Source organism: Marinobacter fonticola (genome assembly GCF_008122265.1).
In the GTDB taxonomy this organism is placed as follows: domain Bacteria; phylum Pseudomonadota; class Gammaproteobacteria; order Pseudomonadales; family Oleiphilaceae; genus Marinobacter_A; species Marinobacter_A fonticola.
Genome location: NZ_CP043042.1, coordinates 1,452,135 through 1,470,644 on the forward strand (window position 1 = coordinate 1,452,135; position 18,510 = coordinate 1,470,644).

At 58.3% G+C, this 18,510-nt stretch carries 14 protein-coding genes, 1 tRNA gene and 1 CRISPR repeat array (1 of these 16 cut by a window edge); of the genes, 13 read left to right on the plus strand and 2 right to left on the minus strand.

The genetic code is table 11. The features are described 5' to 3' along the window. Positions 1-12 precede the first annotated feature (12 nt). Positions 13-1,584, plus strand: coding sequence for an ATP-binding response regulator (locus FXO11_RS06535; RefSeq protein WP_148862241.1), 1,572 nt, complete (start codon positions 13-15; stop codon positions 1,582-1,584). Here the strand turns inward: FXO11_RS06535 and FXO11_RS06540 are convergent, their stop codons facing one another. Then, positions 1,585-2,448 carry a MaoC family dehydratase gene (locus FXO11_RS06540; RefSeq protein ID WP_148862242.1) on the minus strand — a complete coding sequence of 288 codons (864 nt, stop codon included), beginning with the start codon at positions 2,446-2,448 and terminating at the stop codon, positions 1,585-1,587. Positions 2,449-2,867: 419 nt separating this feature from the next. On the opposite strand from FXO11_RS06540, the gene FXO11_RS06545 reads away from it, so the two are divergent. Continuing rightward, positions 2,868-3,899 carry an AraC family transcriptional regulator gene (locus FXO11_RS06545; protein ID WP_148862243.1) on the plus strand — a complete coding sequence of 344 codons (1,032 nt, stop codon included), beginning with the start codon at positions 2,868-2,870 and terminating at the stop codon, positions 3,897-3,899. 89 nt (positions 3,900-3,988) lie between these two features. Continuing rightward, a tRNA-Asp gene (locus FXO11_RS06550) sits at positions 3,989-4,065 on the plus strand. 338 nt (positions 4,066-4,403) lie between these two features. On the opposite strand, the gene FXO11_RS06555 is transcribed toward FXO11_RS06550, so the two are convergent. After that, entirely contained in the window at positions 4,404-5,465 is a 1,062-nt protein-coding gene (locus tag FXO11_RS06555; protein ID WP_148862244.1) for an AraC family transcriptional regulator, read from the minus strand. Between the two features lie 137 nt (positions 5,466-5,602). Here FXO11_RS06555 and FXO11_RS06560 point away from each other — a divergent pair, with 137 nt between their 5' ends. From FXO11_RS06560 to cas2e, 10 genes are all read left to right on the plus strand, one after another. Next, on the plus strand, positions 5,603-7,675 hold the full coding sequence (locus FXO11_RS06560) for an NADPH-dependent 2,4-dienoyl-CoA reductase (RefSeq protein WP_148862245.1): 2,073 nt from the start codon (positions 5,603-5,605) through the stop codon (positions 7,673-7,675). Positions 7,676-7,811: 136 nt separating this feature from the next. Continuing rightward, entirely contained in the window at positions 7,812-8,774 is a 963-nt protein-coding gene (locus FXO11_RS06565) for a helix-turn-helix transcriptional regulator (protein ID WP_148862246.1), read from the plus strand. Positions 8,775-8,848: 74 nt separating this feature from the next. Continuing rightward, entirely contained in the window at positions 8,849-11,596 is a 2,748-nt protein-coding gene (gene cas3, locus FXO11_RS06570; RefSeq protein ID WP_148862247.1) for a CRISPR-associated helicase Cas3', read from the plus strand. Positions 11,597-11,842: 246 nt separating this feature from the next. Continuing rightward, on the plus strand, positions 11,843-13,471 hold the full coding sequence (casA, locus tag FXO11_RS06575) for a type I-E CRISPR-associated protein Cse1/CasA (RefSeq protein WP_148862248.1): 1,629 nt from the start codon (positions 11,843-11,845) through the stop codon (positions 13,469-13,471). A gap of 14 nt (positions 13,472-13,485) precedes the next feature. Further along, positions 13,486-14,094, plus strand: a complete 609-nt coding sequence (gene casB / locus FXO11_RS06580) for a type I-E CRISPR-associated protein Cse2/CasB (protein ID WP_202980299.1) — start codon at positions 13,486-13,488, stop codon at positions 14,092-14,094. Between the two features lie 36 nt (positions 14,095-14,130). After that, the gene (gene cas7e / locus FXO11_RS06585) at positions 14,131-15,168 is read left to right on the plus strand and encodes a type I-E CRISPR-associated protein Cas7/Cse4/CasC (protein ID WP_148862249.1); all 1,038 of its coding nucleotides are present in this window, start codon (positions 14,131-14,133) and stop codon (positions 15,166-15,168) included. 8 nt (positions 15,169-15,176) lie between these two features. Further along, positions 15,177-15,896, plus strand: coding sequence for a type I-E CRISPR-associated protein Cas5/CasD (gene cas5e / locus FXO11_RS06590; RefSeq protein WP_148862250.1), 720 nt, complete (start codon positions 15,177-15,179; stop codon positions 15,894-15,896). A gap of 2 nt (positions 15,897-15,898) precedes the next feature. Further along, a complete protein-coding gene (gene cas6e / locus FXO11_RS06595) occupies positions 15,899-16,591 on the plus strand; it encodes a type I-E CRISPR-associated protein Cas6/Cse3/CasE (protein WP_148862251.1) in 693 nt (230 codons plus the stop codon). A gap of 2 nt (positions 16,592-16,593) precedes the next feature. After that, on the plus strand, positions 16,594-17,514 hold the full coding sequence (cas1e, locus tag FXO11_RS06600) for a type I-E CRISPR-associated endonuclease Cas1e (protein WP_148862252.1): 921 nt from the start codon (positions 16,594-16,596) through the stop codon (positions 17,512-17,514). Between the two features lies 1 nt (position 17,515). Next, entirely contained in the window at positions 17,516-17,809 is a 294-nt protein-coding gene (gene cas2e / locus FXO11_RS06605; protein WP_148862253.1) for a type I-E CRISPR-associated endoribonuclease Cas2e, read from the plus strand. Between the two features lie 110 nt (positions 17,810-17,919). Next, a CRISPR array of direct repeats spans positions 17,920-18,510; the repeat unit is 29 nt; unit sequence CTGTTCCCCGCGTTCGCGGGGATGAACCG (it continues 1,086 nt past the right edge of the window).

Sequence of the window (18,510 nt, forward strand, 5' to 3'; positions counted from 1 at the left end):
GGCACGGACTTTATGACTGAAATTGCCAGTGAACGCGACGAGGCGACGATCCTGCTCGTCGATGACAACGCGCAGAACCTGAAAGTGCTCTACGAGACGCTCAAGGACCGCGGTTATCGATTGCTGATCGCCAACGAGGGCGAAAAAGCCCTGGCCCTCGCCGAGCGTCACCAGCCTGAAGTCGTCCTGTTGGATATCATGATGCCCGGGATGGACGGCTACGAAGTCTGCCAGCGGCTCAAGGCCAATCCCATTACGGCGGACGGGGCCGTTGTGTTTCTATCGGCGCTGGACGACGTCGATGCCAAGGTGAAGGGGTTTTCCCTTGGCGGAGCCGATTACATCTCCAAGCCCTTCCAAGCCCAGGAAGTGATTGTCCGCGTAGCCACCCATGCCCGGGTAATTCAGCTTGAACGGGAGCTGCAGGCCCGCAATCGCCAATTGGAAAATGATCAGACCCGCATCCTCAATGCCATCAGCGAAGGCATCTACGGTTTAGACACCGAAGGCCAGATTATTTTTGCCAACCCCGCCGCGGTCGCCATGGTCGGGCTGGCGTCCGAAGAGCTGGTGGGCCGCAACTTCTTTCAGCTGCATTTCGGTACGCCGGATGCGGAAACCGATGACCTGCCGGCGTTAAGTACTTGTCGTGAGGGCGTCGCCGAGCACCAGCGCGAGGTGCGGATGCGGCGTTCGGATGGCTCTGTTTTTCCGGCCGAGTATCGCTCCAGTCCTAAATTGGAAGATGGCCAGGTGCTGGGCGCCGTCGTTGTTTTCCGCGATATTTCATCGGAACTGGAAAGCGAAAAGGCATTGGACGAAGCGCGCGATACGGTGGCCACCCAGCGTGACCAGTTGGCGCACGCCTCCCGGCTATCGACCATGGGCGAGATGGCAGCAGGCTTTGCACATGAGGTCAATCAGCCCCTGACGGCTATTTCCAATTACGTCCGGGTTGCCTTGCGAATGGTCGCGGCGGATGAGATTGACCGGCAACTGGCCAGAAGTACGCTGGAGAAGATAGAAGCGCAGTCCCATCGCGCCAGCGAAATAATTCGTCGTATTCGCAGCTTCGTCAAAAAGCCGGCCACCGGTAAGGAAGTGATTACGGTTGCAGCTTTGCTGGAGGAAACCCGGCAATTTGCCGAAGTGGATGCCCGCACGAACCAGGTCGCGGTAGAGCTGGATGTGTCCGCCGCAGTCCCCGACGTGCTGGCTGACCCGATTCAGGTTCAGCAAGTGGCACTCAACCTGATTCGCAACGCGCTTGAGGCCACGCGTTCGGCAAAGAGTACCGAACCTGTCCATGTTGCGGCGCGGCTCGTCAATCGCGACTTCGTGCGCGTTGAGGTTACCGATAGCGGCATCGGCTTGCCTGAAAACGCCGAGGAAAAGCTCTTCCATCCCTTCTTTACCACCAAGCAGGAAGGTATGGGGATTGGCCTGGCATTGTGCCGCAGCCTGATGCACGCTCAGGGTGGCGAAATTGGCTTCGATCGGCCGCATGGCGGCGGAGCGCTGTTCTACTTCACGCTACCCGTTGCGCAGGTGACGGCCGGGCAACCGCAGGAAACGATCCAGTAGTCATGCCCAAATAACCTCTCCCGTCAGATGGGGCGCATCTCCTTTTTCATTCAGGAGCTGGTAAGCCCAGCGCTTTTTGTTCTCCTTCCAGTTGAGTTGGGCTTTCCCGGGCAGGAACAGCGGCTTCTTGAAGTGCGCGGTGACGGTGACGGGGCCTGTCTGCCACTCGCTTTGCTGTTCCAGCAGTGCAATGCAATGCGCCTGGCTCCACATCCCGTGGGCGATCGCCCGGGGGAAGCCGAAGGCCTTGGCGGTCAGCGCATGCATATGGATTGGATTGAGATCTCCGGAAATCCGTCCATAGCGCCGGCCCAGCGATTCCGGGGCGGTTATCGCGACGGAATGGGGCAAGCGTTCCGGCGCCTTCGGTGGCGATTTGCCGTTGCTCCTATCCGGCTGGCGAAACAAGTTGGTGCTGTTTTCCTCCCATATCAATCGTCCTGAGCTGAACACCTCCGTTACCAGATCGAACTCGATGCCCTTTTCAGTACTGACCTGGTTGTCCAGGCGCACGTCGATGTCCAGACATTCGCCATAGGCAATGGGACGATGTTGGGTGGTCGCGTTACGCAGATGAACGAGTCCCAGCAAGGGTAGCGGAAAAGCGTCCTCGGTCAGCAATTTCAGGTGCAGGGGAAAAGCGAGGATATGTGGCCAGGTCATGGGTAGGCGCGAACCGGGCCGGAAACCACACACGGCGGAATAACGCGCGGCACGCGTCCCGTCGTTAGTGATGCCGGCTAAACGAGCCCGAAGTGGGGGAATGACCGGCGACCCGCTACCGTCGCCTCCCGCTTTAAAGGCTTTGCCGTAAAGTGTCCATAGCGCTGGCGGCCGATGCCGGTAAAAAATAATGTCTCGCATTGTGACTGACCTCATCCTTGTAGCTGGTGGAGTCTTGAGCTGAGCTTCCTAACGGCTAATATAAGTCATATTGGGCCATGAGCATGCCTCTTCGGGTGCCGGCTCCGCCTTCAGGCGGTATGGTTTCCAATCGACGGGCCGGTTGCGACTGGCGCTATAGGAAATCTGATACAAGTGTACATACAGAGGGGTTGGTTATCCCCCGAGTGAAGGGGAGTGTCGCAAATAAGCCGGGAGCGGGCATTGACTGGCCTGTCTGCCGGACAAGGCGAGCTGGCCAACGCAGCAGTAACTATCGGACCTTTGACGATGTCTATTGGCGATGACGGAATTAAGTTATCGGCGACGCCGCTTTCAGGGCGAGCCAGAATCGCCGGTAGATCCATCAAAGGATCCCTATAAAAATAAGCGGGATCACAATGCAGGAACTTCGCGACGCGGGTGTGATGTTACGCCTGATCTATCAGGCGATGAAAAAGCAAGGCGTGGACACCCATGAAATTCTCAAGCGTCTTGGCGTGGACGAGGATTATCTCAATTCCGCACACCTAAGAACGCCACACAACGCACAGCTCTTCTTCTGGCAGGTCGTTGAGGAGGTCTCCGGTGACCCGGATGTTGGCCTGCATCTCGGCCAGGCGCTGCCAACCTACAAGGGCCAGGTCCTGGAGTACCTGTTTCTCAGTAGCCCTACGTTTGGCGAAGGTTTACGTCGGGCACTCAACTACCAGCGGCTGCTGAGCGATGCAGCCAACACAGAATTCTTTATAGAAGGCGACCAGGCCTGCATGGTATTGGATGCCGCATCCGATGAAGTTCGGCGCCTGAAACACTTCAACGAATGCTTCGTCCAGGGGCTGATTACGTTTTTCAAGTCCATCACCGATGGCCGCTTCCAGTGTTCGCGGGTGGCGTTCGAGCACGCGCGTGAGGCCCGTCAGGATCATGTTGCTGACGTCCTGGGCTGTGAAGTGGTTTTCAATGCCGAAGAAAACCGCATGTATTTCCCGGCCAGCTTGCTGGCGCACCCCTCGTCCCACGCTGAGCCCGAATTGCTCGCCTTGCATGAGCGCTTTGCCAGCGAGCAGGTGGCTCGCCTCGAGAAGAAGGATATTGTGGGACAAGTGGAACGCATCGTGGCCGAGTTGCTCGATAGCGGCGAAGTCACCCTCGACTCGGTAGCCGGGCGCCTCGCCATTAAGCCTCGCACCCTGCGCACCCGACTGACGGAGGCCGAAACCAGCTTCAATCAGGTGCTGGCCGATTTCCGTTACCGTTTAGCCCGGCAATTACTTGCGACGACGGACGAGTCCATCGACGAGATCGTCTACCTTACGGGCTTTTCCGAGCCCAGCACGTTCTACCGCGCTTTCAAGCGCTGGTCCAGTATGACGCCGATCGAATACCGCAAGACGGCCCAAGGCCGGGAAGTCCTGGACGTGGTCGGCTAAGATTTGGTGAAAAAATCCGTTGACATGACCATACGTCTCTTTATAATGCGCCCTCGTTGTCGCTACTGAACGGCGGCAACGTTTAGCGCGGAGCGGTAGTTCAGCTGGTTAGAATACCGGCCTGTCACGCCGGGGGTCGCGGGTTCGAGTCCCGTCCGCTCCGCCATTTCCTTTCTCGCTTTCCTCTTTAATTCAGCTCATCCCAAGTTTTTGTAATCTATCCGTCATGCATCGGACATAATCTACGTTGTATTGTGGTCGTTAGTTGTTTTTAAACGCACCGATTGATAGCAACGGAGGCCGTCATGGTCGATTACGAAGAAGAATTGCTGGATGGATACATCGAAGATTTCGACGACGATGAAGATATCGACGATGCCACCGAGATGTAAGCCGACCTGGGTGTAGATGAACCTAAGCTTCGTCGGACGCCTGTTCTGTCGTAGTGCTTTTTGTCCACCCAGAGCTGGCCATCCTCGTGATTGCCGCCGGTGTATTTTTTGACTATTGGCGGCTCGAGCCGTGTTCCTTCCAACGGCTTCTGGCTTTTCGATGATCCCCCGGGCTCATGCCGAACCAGCGCCGATAAGCCTTATGAAAGGCCGGAGCTCCGGAAAAGCCCAGCAGCCAAGCGACCTCCGCATAGTTGAGTTGGGTTTCAACGACGTAGTCTGAAGCCAGATCCCGCCGAGTTTCATCCAGTAGAACCCTGAATTGGGTGTTTTCTTCGTTCAATTGACGCTGCAAGGTCCATGGCGCCGTACCCAGTTCGGCAGCGACGGCCTCTAGCGAAGGGGGCTGTCCCTCTAGCATCGGCGAGAGCTTTTCCCGCACCTGATCGACCACCGTCCAGCCACCGCGAATGCGTTTTAGCTGTGCCTCGCACTGCTGGGTCAAGGCGCGGTGCATGGCCGGCTGGAATTGGGCCGACGGCGCCGCGGCGGTTTCAGGGCGAAGCTGGATACTGTTCTCGGGGGCGCCGAAATTCACCGGGCACCCGAACCAGGCTTCAAAGGCCGGTTGTTGCCCCTGGTCCGGGTACTCAATCCTGACCTGCTCGAGCACATGGGTTTGGCCGGTCATCCGCCTTAGGAATTGCGTCCACCCAGCCAGTACGGAATCCACGACAAAGTAGTTATAGACGTTGTAGGGTCGAATGGAATAAAAGCACGCCCTAAGATCGTCGGCCTCGTAGAAAGGGTGTCCACGGCTATTACGGCTATTGAGAAGGGAGTAGGTCAGCAGGGTTTCAAGCCCCTGGCCTGCGGTTGCAGCGCTCATAGCGGCAAGGCCCGGTAGTCCCGCGTCTATCGGTCGCGTCTGCTCGCCCATGTTCAGTCCCAGATTGGGATCGCCGGTCAGGCCAATCGCCGCCCGGCCGAGGCGCATGAACCGCGGAATGCTGATGCGGGCCTCTGGGGCGTTGACTAGGGTATCGGTGATGCCGAACTGCTCGAACAAGGGCTGCATCGTTTTGCCTGCATGGTTTACTGCGCGATGCATTACGGATAAGTAGAGCACGCTAATGTCGCCCAAGGCATAGCGTCGACGAGGGGATTCGGGCATAAAGTAGGCGACTTGTTGTCTAAAGATAATTAAATGTTATTCCAGGATATTGTTAGCGGCAACCATCGCGCTTAATTTAGGTCTCATCAACGAACCGGCCTCCAGAGCCGGTATGAAAACTGATGAGGAGTCCCACCATGAACGCGATCGAAAAGACCCCAGGTCATCGGCGTTACCCCAAATTGCTTGAGCCGTTAGACCTTGGCTTCACTACCTTGCGCAACCGGACGCTGATGGGGTCGATGCACACGGGCCTTGAGGAAATGCCCAATGGCTTCGAACGCATGGCGGCCTTCTTCGCTGAACGTGCGCGGGGTGGTGCCGGGTTGATCGTGACCGGCGGTATTGCGCCCAACCCTGAAGGCGGCGTACGCCAGCATGCGGCCAAGATGGATACCCAGGAAGAGGCGGATCAACACAAGGTCGTCACCCGGGCGGTTCATGAGGCGGGCGGTAAGATCTGCATGCAGATCCTCCATGCTGGCCGTTACGCTTACCATCCCGAGCTGGTTGCACCGTCTGCGATCCAGGCGCCGATCAACCCGTTCACGCCGAAGGCGCTCGATGAGGCCGGCATCGAGAAGCAGATCGAAGCCTATGCCCATTGCGCTTCCTTGGCGCAGGGGGCGGGGTACGACGGCGTGGAGATCATGGGTTCGGAAGGCTACTTCATCAATCAGTTTATCGTGGCCCATACCAACCATCGTACCGATCAGTGGGGTGGCAGCTACGAGAACCGGATCCGTCTGCCCATTGAGGTTGTGCGCCGGGTTCGCGAGCGGGTTGGTGCGAACTGCATTATTATCTACCGGTTATCCATGCTGGACCTGATCGAGGACGGCAGCACCTGGGACGAAGTGGTTCATCTCGCCAAGGAGATCGAGAAGGCCGGCGCTACCATCATCAACACCGGTATCGGCTGGCACGAAGCCAGAGTGCCTACCATTGCCACCTCCGTGCCACGCGGCGCCTTTACCAAGGTCACCGCGCGGCTGAAGGGCGAAGTGAGTATCCCTCTGGTCACCACCAACCGCATCAATATGCCGGATGTCGCGGAAAAGATTCTGGCCGAAGGTGATGCCGATATGGTGTCCATGGCCCGTCCATTCCTGGCCGACGCGGACCTCGTGCGTAAAGCGGAGGAGGATCGGGCCGAGGAGATCAATACGTGCATCGGCTGCAACCAAGCCTGTCTGGACCATACCTTCGGCGGCAAACTCACCACATGCCTGGTGAATCCTCGTGCGTGCTACGAGACCGAACTGACCTACGTCAAAACCGTGGCGCCTAAGCGGATTGCGGTTGTTGGCGCTGGCCCCGCGGGGCTGGCCTTCGCGACGGTGGCCGCGGAGCGAGGTCACAAGGTCACGCTGTTCGATGCGGGCAATGAGGTGGGCGGCCAGTTTAATGTCGCCAAACGGATTCCGGGTAAGGAAGAGTTTTACGAAACCCTGCGCTATTACCGCGTCATGCTTGAGAAACACGGTGTCGAAGTGAAGCTCAATACCCGCGTGAGCGCCGACGATCTCACCAAGGACGGTTTCGACGACATCGTTCTGGCCACCGGTATCGCTCCGCGTACGCCCGAAATCGAAGGTGTCGACCACCCGATGGTGATGGGCTATCTCGATGCGTTGCTGCAGCGTCGTGAAGTGGGTCGTCGCGTCGCTGTCATTGGCGCTGGAGGCATCGGCTTCGACGTCTCCGAATTCCTGGTCCATGAAGGCGACTCGCCATCACTGCATACCGATCACTTTATGAAGGAATGGGGTGTGGACCTGACGGTGGAACACCGCGGCGGCATCCAGGGTGTTGCTCCCCAGGTACCGGCGCCGGCCCGGCAAGTGTTTCTGCTTCAGCGCAAGGCGACCAAGGTGGGTAAGAACCTGGGCAAGACCACCGGTTGGATTCATCGCAGTGCTTTGAAGATGCGTGAGGTGCAAATGATCCCGGGCGTCACCTACCGCAAGGTCGACGATCAGGGGCTGCATATCACCGTGACACCGAAAGGCGCGGAGCAGGGAGAGGACCATATTCTCCAGGTGGATAACGTGATTATCTGCGCCGGCCAGGACCCCTTGCGGGAACTCCAGCAGGGCCTGTTGGATGCCGGTCAACGTGTCCATCTGATCGGTGGCTCGGACGTCGCCGCTGAACTGGATGCCAAGCGGGCAATCAATCAGGGGAGCCGGTTGGCGGCTGAGCTCTGAGTACTGAGATGCCGACACAGTGGTCACAAACCGTTCTTGCTGAAGTGACGGTGTAAAATGATGTCAACTCGATAGCGAACCGAAGGTCGTTTGTCTAGGCTCAGTCAGATCTAATTGTTCAGCAAAGGGATTTGACTTGAGCCGTTTCGACCGTATCTACCGTATCCACGATATCCTCCGCACTGCCCGCCACCCGGTCCCCAAACGCCGTTTTATGACCGAGCTGGAGACTTCCAGCAATACGCTTACACGCGATTTCGAATACCTGCGTGACACGCTTGGTGCGCCCCTGGTCTATAACCGGGAGCGCAATGGACATGAATACGATCCAGAGGCACCGGTATTCGAACTGCCCGGCTTTTGGATGAATCCCAGTGAACTCTATGCGCTGTTGGCCTGTGAACAGCTACTCGAGGCCGTACAACCCGGTTTGATGGCGCACCGGTTGGCACCGCTGAGAGAGCGCATTCGCAGCTTGCTGGGTGAGACCGGTCACGATGCCGAGCGGATCAGCGAGCGGGTCCAGGTTCAGCCCATTCAGGTCAGGCACACACTTCATCAGATTTTCGAGCCCGTGGCCGAAGCGACCCTGGCTGCTCACAAGCTCCGCTTTGCCTATCGGGGGCGATCCGGTAAGGGCGGCAGCCTGAGAACCGTCCATCCACAACGTTTACTGCATTACCGATCTAACTGGTATCTGCTAGCTCATTGCCAAAAAGCCCTGGCCTTACGATTGTTCTCGCTGGATCGAATCGCAGATCCGAAATGTCTGAAAGATCCTGCCAACACCATCGAGCCGACTGTCCTTAACGAATACGCCACCTCTAGCTTCGGTATTTTTGGTGGCCAGCCGCTAGGTATCGCTCACCTCAAATTCAACGAACACGCTGCGCAGTGGGTAGCCGACGAACAGTGGCATCCGGACCAAACCGGCGAATGGCGAGGCGACAGTTTTCATCTGAAGGTGCCCTATGCCGACATGCGCGAGCTGGTTATGGATATTTTGCGCTATGGAGCGGACGTGGAGGTGATTGGGCCGGTGGAATTGAGGCGTGAGGTGGCCGACCGGGTAAGGAATATGGCTGCACGGTACTGTTGATTTAAACAGGAGTGCACGTTTTGGGGCAGCAGCTGTTTTATCGTCCCCCTACATATTATCGGGATGCAAAAGTGATGAGCGATAATCAACCTACGGCACGGTATTACCGCTACTGGGGGAAAGCCAGGCCGAGCGACGGGCAAAGCGCGAGCGTGCCCTGTCACTTGTTGCCTTATCATTCGCTGGATGTAGCGGCGATGGGCTATCTCCTGATGGCGCCCCGGCAGCCGAGGGTGCAAGCGCTTGCCGAGACTGTTCTTATAGAGCCGGCTCAGCTTCAGGGCATATTTACCTACTGTCTGTCGATCCACGACCTGGGCAAGTTCTCGCAGTCTTTTCAGTATCAGGCGCGGCCTCATACTGATTTTCTTATTACGCCGGGCACTGGCTTTCGGCCGGCACAGCACGCGGCGCTGGGGCTGTTGTTGTGGAAACGGTCGACCGCTTTCACGAGCAATATTGTTGATGCTTGCGCCTGGCCGGACGAGCAAGGCCCTAAGGGTAAGGCGCGGCGGGCATTAGAGCTTTTTCTGGGGACTGCATTTGGTCATCACGGCGAGCCGGTAGACATAGGTCGGGATGAGACCGAAGCCTTTTTCATACCCGAGGACGAGCAAGCTGCGCTGGATTTCACTATAGAAGCGGCGCGACTTTTCAAGCCTGACTGGCCCCTTCGACAGATGGCCGATCCAACCTGGGCTGAAGCACTGAAAGGCATCAGTTGGCATCTGGCCGGCCTAGCGGTATTGGCAGATTGGTTAGGGTCGGACCAGTCCCAGTTTCCCTACTGTGTTGAACCGATGCCTCTTGACCGTTATTGGTGTGAGCGTGCGTTGCCGCAAGCACAGCGGCAGCTGGATCGGTTGGGTTTCGGCGAGCCACCGCGCCCGGCGCCATTCCCCGGTGTCGAAGTCTTCTTCGGCTTTAAGCCGACGCCGCTACAGCGTTGGGCCGAGCAGGTTTCTCTGTCCGATGGGCCACAGCTTTTTATTCTTGAAGACGTTACCGGTGCGGGGAAAACCGAAGCTGCCAATTCCCTGGCCCACCGCCTGATGGCCCACGGCAAGGCCGGTGGGATCTACTTTGGTTTGCCGACCATGGCGACATCCAATGCCATGTATGCGCGCCTGTCCGGTTATTACCGGCGCTGGTTCGCCGACGATCAAACACCGAATATCGTGCTGGCCCACGGCGCGAGTCAGCTCCACGATACGTTCCGGGAGTCGTTGATTCCGGCCCAGCCGGACGATCTGAACTATGGCGATGACGAGCGCAGCGCCACGGCTATCTGCAATCAATGGTTCGCCGACTCGCGCAAGCGTGCGTTATTGGCGGAGGTTGGCGTCGGCACGGTTGATCAGGTGCTGATGAGCGTCCTGCCTTTCCGGCATCAGGCGCTTCGGTTGATTGGGTTGAGCAATAAAGTACTGATCGTCGACGAAATACACGCCTGCGACGATTATATGCTTACCCTGCTGGGTGCCGTGCTGGAGTGCCACGCCCAGCAGGGCGGCGATGCCATCCTCCTGACGGCAACCTTGCCCTTGTCCATGCGACGGCAATTGATAGACGCCTGGCATCGCGGGCTCGGTCGGACAGCGGCGGTTGAACCTGGGGAAATGGCTTTTCCTCTGGCGACCGTGGTGAGTCGGGAACAAACGACGGAAACGCCGGTGGAGACCCGGGCCAGTGTCGAACGCGAAGTGGCCGTTGCACAGTTGGATGACCAGGAGCAGGCCGTGAAGCTGTTGGTGGAGGCGGCTGAAGCCGGTCAGTGTGCCTGCTGGATCAGAAACACCGTAGACGACGCCATCGCCGCCTATGAGGCGATTCGAGGCCGAGTTGCCGACCCTGACAAGGTTCTTTTGTTTCACAGCCGCTTTGTGATGGCCGACCGGCATGCCATAGAGAATGCGGCCCTTTCCCGGTTCGGTAAAGCCTCCCAGTCCGCGGATAGGGCAGGGCGCATCCTAATCGGGACCCAGGTCCTCGAGCAGTCCCTCGATATCTGCATGGACGTGATGATTTCGGACTTGGCCCCTATTGATTTGCTTATCCAGCGCGCCGGACGACTGCAGCGGCATTGCCGGGACGCTGAAGGTAATCGCAATGCCCTGCCAGGCGGCCGAGACGGTCGTCCGGCCCCGGTACTCCATATCTTGGCGCCACCCTTGTCCGGTCCGGCTGATCACGAGTGGATGCGACGGTTCCTACCCGGTACCGCTGCGGTCTACCGCGATCATGGCCGCCTCTGGTTGACGTTAAGGACATTGGTGGGCGAGGGCGGCATTCGCATGCCTCAATGCGCCCGGCACCTGATCGAGTCGGTTTACGGGGATTCGGCTGACGAAACCATTCCGAAAGGTTTGCAGGACAGCTACTTCGATCAGGAAGGTGAACGTCAAAGCCAGACGGCCATGGCGCAGTTCAATCGACTCAATCTGAAGAAGGGCTATATCACAGGGAGCGCCATGGGCGGATGGCAGGCCGAGGTGGACATTGGTACGCGCCTGTCGGATGAGCCGAGTGTGAAAGTGACCTTGGTGCTTTGGGACGAGGCGCGCGAGACTCTGAAGCCCATGGTCGAGGATGTCCGCCATCCCTGGGAAATGAGTCAGGTCAGCCTGCGTCAATCCCTGGCGGAGCGATTGCCCGAATGGCCCGCCGAACTCGAAGTCCAGCGGGAACGTCTGTTGGCGCAGAAGCCGGGGCTACGCTACTCCAGGCTTTGGCTGGGGCCGTTTGATACGGGCGAGTGGATATATGAGTCCCGGGTGGGTCTTCATAAAGCCCCGCGAAGCGGGGAACTTGGATCAAGCTAAAAGCGCATTGACCGCCAATAGCGGACCATCCCCGTCAAGGGAACGGCTGGATCTTAGGCCGCTGCTTAGCTTTGATCAAGTTTGAGTTATTTATTTACCGCTAATAGCTTTAATTTTGTTGTGCCAGAGCTTCGTCGATGGCAGCATGCAGTTGTTTCGGATAAGGCGCGTGCCAGATACGCATGCCAAATCCTGCGCGTACGCTTGCAATTGAGGGATCACGCGACTCTATTAAGGATGTTTGTTATGAATTTATTGACTGATCCTTGGCTACCGTTTCACAAACGTGACGGTACGATTGAATACCTTCCCGTTAGAGACATGGCTTCGGCGGATGTCGTTGATCTGGCCTTACCTCGGGCCGACTTTCAGGGTGCTGCATATCAGTTCCTGATCGGTCTACTGCAGACGGTCTATTCGCCGGAGGACATTGAAGCTTGGATAGAGGGCTACGAATCGCCGCCGTCCGCCAAGCAGCTTGCTGATGCCTTCGTCCCCTTCGAGCCCGCGTTCTACCTCGACGGCGATGGCCCCCGCTTCATGCAAGACGCCGATCCGCTGGAGGAAGACAAACCCACGCTGGCTTCAAGCCTGTTGATTGACGCACCGGGCGCTTCGACCATCAAGAACAATACGGATCACTTCGTCAAATCGGGGCGTGCCGAGACGTTTTGCCAGGATTGTGCGGCGATGGCCTTGTTCACTATGCAAATCAACGCGCCGTCGGGGGGCAAAGGGTATCGAACCGGGCTGCGCGGTGGCGGGCCACTCACCACCTTATTGCTCCCTGCCGAAACCTCATGCTCTTTGTGGCACAAGCTCTGGATTAACTTATTGGATGGCGAACAGTTGGCGGTTTCCGATGTGAATCCGCGCGATAGCAGCCTCTTCCCCTGGATAGGGCCGACACGCACCAGTGAAAAAGGGCAGGCAACGTACCAGACGGATGTCCATGCCCTGCATCCGCTATGGGCCATGCCCCGCAGGTTCCGCCTTATGCTGGAGGACGTGGAAGTACATTGCGATCTTTGCGGCCGCGCTGCCAAACGAACCGTCAGCCAGGTCAGGGCACGCAACTACGGCAATAACTACGACGGTCCCTGGCGTCATCCGCTCACCCCGTATCGGACGGACCCCAAGCAACCCGATCAGCCGCCGCTTTCAGTTAAGGGGCAGCCGGGCGGCATTGGTTATCGGCATTGGGAAAGCCTGGCTCTGGAAGACCGAGAGGAAAGTGGAAACCTGCCCGCCCTGGTAGTCCTCGACTATCCACGCAAAGTGGACGAGTGCCAGGCGGACGGAGTCGATATACCGCGCGCCGCCCGCCTGTGGGTCTTTGGCTACGACATGGACAACATGAAGCCGAGGGGCTGGGTCGGGTCGCAGTTACCTTACCTCGCCCTCCCCGAGAACCTCCAGCACCGGCTGCTGAACTGGCTGCGCGTGATGGTCGGCTTGTCCCGCGAGGTTTGCTGGCAACTTCGCAAGAGTGTCAGGGAAGCCTGGTTCAATCGGCCCTCCGACATTAAAGGCGATATGGAATACATCGACGCCCGGTTCTGGGAGCGCACCGAACCGCTCTTCTATTCGCTGCTTGAAGAGTTGGGCAAACGGCTGCTACAGGACGCGATACCGCGGCTGCCGGAGGATGTGGCCCAACGCTGGTATCGCCATGTGCAGAGGCAGTCGCTAGACGCCTTTGACGAACTTGTACTTTCAACCGGCGATGCCACCGCCAATATGAAACGCATCACGCGTGCCCGGAACCTGTTTATGGGTTGGTTCCGCAAAAACAAAACAGCGAAGAACTTCCGCAAACAAGCCGGGCTAGAAGAGGGCGCATCTTTGGAACGCGAGCCGGCTGCCGACGAATAAGGGAAGACACAACGATGAACGCCAAGAAGCGATACTACCGAATCTTACGTCACGAGTACCTGCAAAAACAGGTCTTGGCCTGGTGGGCAAGGCTACATGGCGATAAGGACATGCTTGAACGCTTGGAATGGCCGGGCGACAGAGCCCCCTATACGAAGTCTATGCGAGCGGAGCTGAAGCACTGTGGAAGAGTGGACGATGTGCTGTTGACAGAAGCGTTCCGCACGCTCTGGTTCTCCCTGGGCGACCGAGAAACTTACTCAACGAATGACATGCTGGCGTGGGCCACGGTTGCGGCGGTAGTGGCGACCATTCGAACCCATGATGAAAGTCGCTCCTTTGCTGCCGCGCTGGGTAGCCAAAAAGAGAAGACCGGCAAGCCGCATGTAAGTGAACTCCGGTTCGCCCAACTCCAGAAAAGCGGTGATGCTGATACTTTCCTGCGGCGCTGCCGTCGAGCGGTGGCGCTCCTGGGTAATCAGGCAAACGTGATGTCGGTGGCCGACAGTGTCCTGCACTGGCATACAGAAAAGCAAGGCTATTCCCTCGAACGGGCGGACCAGCGGCTTGCGGTGCGCTGGGCTACCGACTATTTCACGGCGCTGGCCGAGTACCAGAAGTAACGGATTGATCGAAAAACGACAACGGAGACTGAATCCATGACCACGTTTATCCAACTGCATCTATTAACGTCTTACCCGCCGGCCAACCTGAACCGGGACGACCTGGGTCGCCCTAAGACCGCGCGAATGGGCGGTGTAGAACGCTTGCGAGTTTCGTCGCAAAGCCTGAAGCGCCACTGGCGAACTTCCGATCTGTTCCAGGAAGCGGTGGCCGGTCATGTGGGTACCCGGACAAAGCTATTGGGTAAGGAGCTGTTTGAACGTTTTATTGAGGCCGGCATTAAGGAAAAAGACGCCAAAGCCTGGGCCAGTAAGATCGCGGACGTCTTCGGCGCCCTCAAGAAAGGCAGCGTGGAAATCGAACAACTGGCCCACATCGGACCGGAAGAACGCCAGGCGGTGGACGAGCTGGCCCAACGGTTGGTCGAGGAAAACAGGGGCCCCGAGGATGACGAGCTCAAACTCCTGAGGAAGACGCCGGCCGCTGCGGACGTGGCTTTGTTTGGACGCATGCTCGCGGCTGAACCCGCTTTCAACGTCGAAGCGGCGTGCCAGGTGGCGCATGCCATTACCGTGCATCCCGTAGTGATCGAGGATGACTATTTCACCGCCGTGGATGACCTCAATACCGGCGAAGAAGATCGCGGCGCGGCCCATATTGGAGAGACCGGCTTCGCCGCCGGGTTGTTTTACAGTTACGTCTGCATCAACCGGAATCAGCTTGTTGACAACCTGTCCGGCGACGAGGCCCTAGCGGAGCGCGCCATCGCCGCATTGACCGAGGCGGCCATCAAGGTCGCGCCCTCCGGTAAGCAGAACAGCTTCGGCTCTCGGGCTTATGCAAGTTACGTATTGGCGGAGAAAGGGAGCCAGCAGCCTCGATCCCTGTCCGTGGCATTCCTGAAACCAGTTCAAGGCCATGATTACGAGGCGGACGCGATCAAAGCCCTTGTCTCCCAAAACGAGCGGTTCGATAAGAGTTATGGGCAATGCGCTGACAGCCGCTACGCCATCAACGTTGCCACGGGCGAGGGCAGCTTCGACGAGCTGCTGGCCTTCCTGAAATCCGACTAGGAGGACGTATGGACGCTCTGGTTTTTCAGCTCTATGGTCCCATGGCCAGTTGGGGCACGCCTGCCGTCGGTGAGCAGCGGCCCAGCTCCGATCATCCTGGCCGGTCGGCCTTAATAGGTTTGCTGGCGGCAGCATTGGGGATTCGTCGTGACGAGTCGGCGGCCCAGGAGGCGTTGGTCGGTTCGGTACGGTTTGCGGTCAAGCAGGTGGCTCCGGGAAGGATCATCCGCGACTTTCACACGGTCCAGGTTCCCAAGCGAGATAAAAAGGCCCGCTACGCCACCCGCAAGGACGAGATGGCGCTGTCCGGCGACCGCCTCAATACCATCATATCGCGTCGGGAGTACCGGTGTGACGGACTCTGGTACATCGCCGTTACCCTAACCGGCAGCAGTGACTGGAGTCTGCAAGACCTGGAGGCTGCCTTGCGCCGTCCTCGCTTCACGCTGTATCTGGGGCGCAAATCATGCCCATTGGCTGTGCCTCTGGCTCCCCGAATTGTCCAGGCGGATGGCTTGAGAGCGGCTCTGGCCGATGCTTTCCCGCCCATGGTGGACCGCCAGCAACGATGGCTGGGACTGGATGGAACTGTCGACTACTTCTGGGAAGGCGATGCGGGCGATATCCCGCTGCAGGATACCCGCTTCCCGGAGGACGATGTGGTCAGTCGTGACCGCTGGCAGTTTCGCTCGCGACCGGAGCACCATGCGCGTATCAGGGAGGACTGACTATGTTCCTATCACGGGTTCAGGTGGCAACGGAAGGACTCGACAGGCAGGCTTTACTATCGCTGCTTGCCGGCAACGCCTATTCCAACCATCAGTTGCTATGGCGGCTATTTCCAGCCTCGCCGGAACGTTCCTTTCTGTTCAGGCAGGAGTTGGAGCAAGAACAGTTGGGCGCCGAGCATTCGCCGCGAGGCCTACCCCTGTTCTACGTCCTCTCGACGGAGCTACCGGAAGGCGTGCCCGGTTTGTTGTCGGTGGAATCGAAGCCATTTGCTCCCCAACTGGTTAGAGGTCAGCGTCTGAGATTCCGGCTTCGGGCCAATCCAACCGTGGCCCGTAAACCGGAAGGCGGAGGTCGTTCGGTGCGTCACGATGTCCTTATGGACGCGAAGACTCATTGCAAAAAGCAGTCAGTGGCTAAGGATCAGATGGGCCGGCACATGGATGAAGCGGCTGTCGAATGGCTGGAAAGCCGATCCAGCACCGGCGGCTTCAGTCTTGACGCGAATCCTCAGGTATCTGGTTATCGCCAGCATGTCCTGCGGCGCAAGGGCCGGGAAATCCGCTTTTCGTCGGTGGATTACGAAGGGATTCTCACCGTGATCGATCCAGACCAGTTTAACGCAACATTGCGTGAAGGCTTGGGGCGCAGCAAAGCCTTTGGCTGCGGTTTGCTCATGGTGCGGAGGGTCTAGCCGTGACGTTCGTTCCCCTCAAACCCATTCCGATCAAAGATCGGGTCTCCATGGTTTTTGTCGGGCGAGGCCAAATCGATGTGCGGGACGGCGCCTTTGTTGTAGTCGATGAGGTGAACGGAGAACGCATGCACATTCCGGTGGGCTCAGTAGCCTGCCTTATGCTGGAGCCGGGAACGCGGGTCTCCCATGCCGCGGTGAAGCTGGCCTCGACCGTGGGAACCCTGCTGATCTGGGTCGGCGAGGCCGGTGTCCGGCTTTATTCGTCCGGGCAGCCGGGTGGTGCGCGATCCGACAAGCTTCTCTACCAGGCGCAACTGGCCCTCGACGATACCCTGCGCTTGAAAGTGGTCCGACGAATGTTCGAGATCCGTTTCGGCGAAGAGGCGCCGCAACGGCGTTCGGTGGATCAGCTGCGGGGCATTGAAGGCGCGCGGGTCCGGAAGCTCTACCAAGCGTTGGCCAAGCAATATGGTGTGAAGTGGGACGGGCGGCGGTATGATCCCAATAACTGGGGCCGTTCCGATCCCGTCAACCAGTGTCTTTCGGCGGCAACCGCCTGTCTTTACGGCGTAACCGAAGCAGCGATACTGGCCGCTGGCTACGCTCCAGCCATCGGCTTTCTCCATTCCGGCAAGCCTAAAAGTTTCGTGTACGACATCGCTGACCTGGTGAAGTTCGAGACTGTCGTCCCCGCCGCCTTCAAGGTTGCGGCAAAATCGCCTTCCAAGCCGGATCGGCAGGTGCGCATCGAATGCCGGGACGCCTTCCGGCAGACGCGATTGTTAAAAAGGCTGATCCCGTTGATTGAGGATGTACTGGAGGCTGGCGGCATCGAACCGCCCGTACCTGCCCCGGATAGCCAGCCTCCTGCTATTCCCGAGCCGGATACCATTGGCGACGTCGGCCACAGGAGCCAGTGAAATGGCGATGCTAGTTGTCGTGACCGAGAGTGTCCCGCCCCGTTTGCGAGGACGCCTGGCCGTCTGGTTGCTTGAGATCCGTGCGGGAGTCTATGTTGGCGACGTCAACAAACGTATCCGCGAGATGATCTGGGAACAGGTGGGCCTAATGGCCGAAGAGGGCAATGTGGCCATGGCGTGGTCGAGCCCGCATGAATCAGGCTTCGAATTTCAAACCCACGGCGAAAACCGCCGCGTCCCGACGGACCATGATGGCCTTAATCTGGTACGGTTTTTACCGCAAAACACTAACTAGTTGAAATTTAAAGGTTCTTTAAAAATAAATAGCATTGTTTGCGAAGGGAAATCGCTGGTAAAAATAACCGGCGGTTATTTTTTGTTTAAATACAAGCGTGTACGATTAGACTGTTCCCCGCGTTCGCGGGGATGAACCGCATTTGTAGCGCTTAAAGATTTGCATCTTTTTCTGTTCCCCGCGTTCGCGGGGATGAACCGCGGACGCTCTGAGCGGCCCGGTCACGATCCGGCTGTTCCCCGCGTTCGCGGGGATGAACCGGGACCGGTATCAAATCATCACCCGCAAAAATTCTGTTCCCCGCGTTCGCGGGGATGAACCTGATAGAGACGATTCCGAACCCATTTTCGAGGGCTGTTCCCCGCGTTCGCGGGGATGAACCGAATTCGAAACCGTTTTCCGGACAGTGGGCAAACTGTTCCCCGCGTTCGCGGGGATGAACCGAGGTGAGAGGCCACATGCCAGAACTAACGAAACTGTTCCCCGCGTTCGCGGGGATGAACCGATGGACCCAACGCAAACCCGCGCCATTGCTGGCTGTTCCCCGCGTTCGCGGGGATGAACCGCCTTGCAGCGTAATGGCGTAGACGTGGCAGCACTGTTCCCCGCGTTCGCGGGGATGAACCGTAGACAACGTTATTGGCTTCGTTAATGGGAATCTGTTCCCCGCGTTCGCGGGGATGAACCGCGCGTATGTGTCT

Coding starts and splice junctions, on each gene's coding strand:
- FXO11_RS06535 (WP_148862241.1), top strand. CDS start 13: ATGACTGAAATTGCCAGTGAACGCGACGAGGCGACGATCCTGCTCGTC.
- FXO11_RS06540 (WP_148862242.1), bottom strand. CDS start 2,448: ATGCGAGACATTATTTTTTACCGGCATCGGCCGCCAGCGCTATGGACA.
- FXO11_RS06545 (WP_148862243.1), top strand. CDS start 2,868: ATGCAGGAACTTCGCGACGCGGGTGTGATGTTACGCCTGATCTATCAG.
- FXO11_RS06555 (WP_148862244.1), bottom strand. CDS start 5,465: ATGCCCGAATCCCCTCGTCGACGCTATGCCTTGGGCGACATTAGCGTG.
- FXO11_RS06560 (WP_148862245.1), top strand. CDS start 5,603: ATGAACGCGATCGAAAAGACCCCAGGTCATCGGCGTTACCCCAAATTG.
- cas3 (WP_148862247.1), top strand. CDS start 8,849: ATGAGCGATAATCAACCTACGGCACGGTATTACCGCTACTGGGGGAAA.
- casA (WP_148862248.1), top strand. CDS start 11,843: ATGAATTTATTGACTGATCCTTGGCTACCGTTTCACAAACGTGACGGT.
- casB (WP_202980299.1), top strand. CDS start 13,486: ATGAACGCCAAGAAGCGATACTACCGAATCTTACGTCACGAGTACCTG.
- cas7e (WP_148862249.1), top strand. CDS start 14,131: ATGACCACGTTTATCCAACTGCATCTATTAACGTCTTACCCGCCGGCC.
- cas5e (WP_148862250.1), top strand. CDS start 15,177: ATGGACGCTCTGGTTTTTCAGCTCTATGGTCCCATGGCCAGTTGGGGC.
- cas6e (WP_148862251.1), top strand. CDS start 15,899: ATGTTCCTATCACGGGTTCAGGTGGCAACGGAAGGACTCGACAGGCAG.
- cas2e (WP_148862253.1), top strand. CDS start 17,516: ATGGCGATGCTAGTTGTCGTGACCGAGAGTGTCCCGCCCCGTTTGCGA.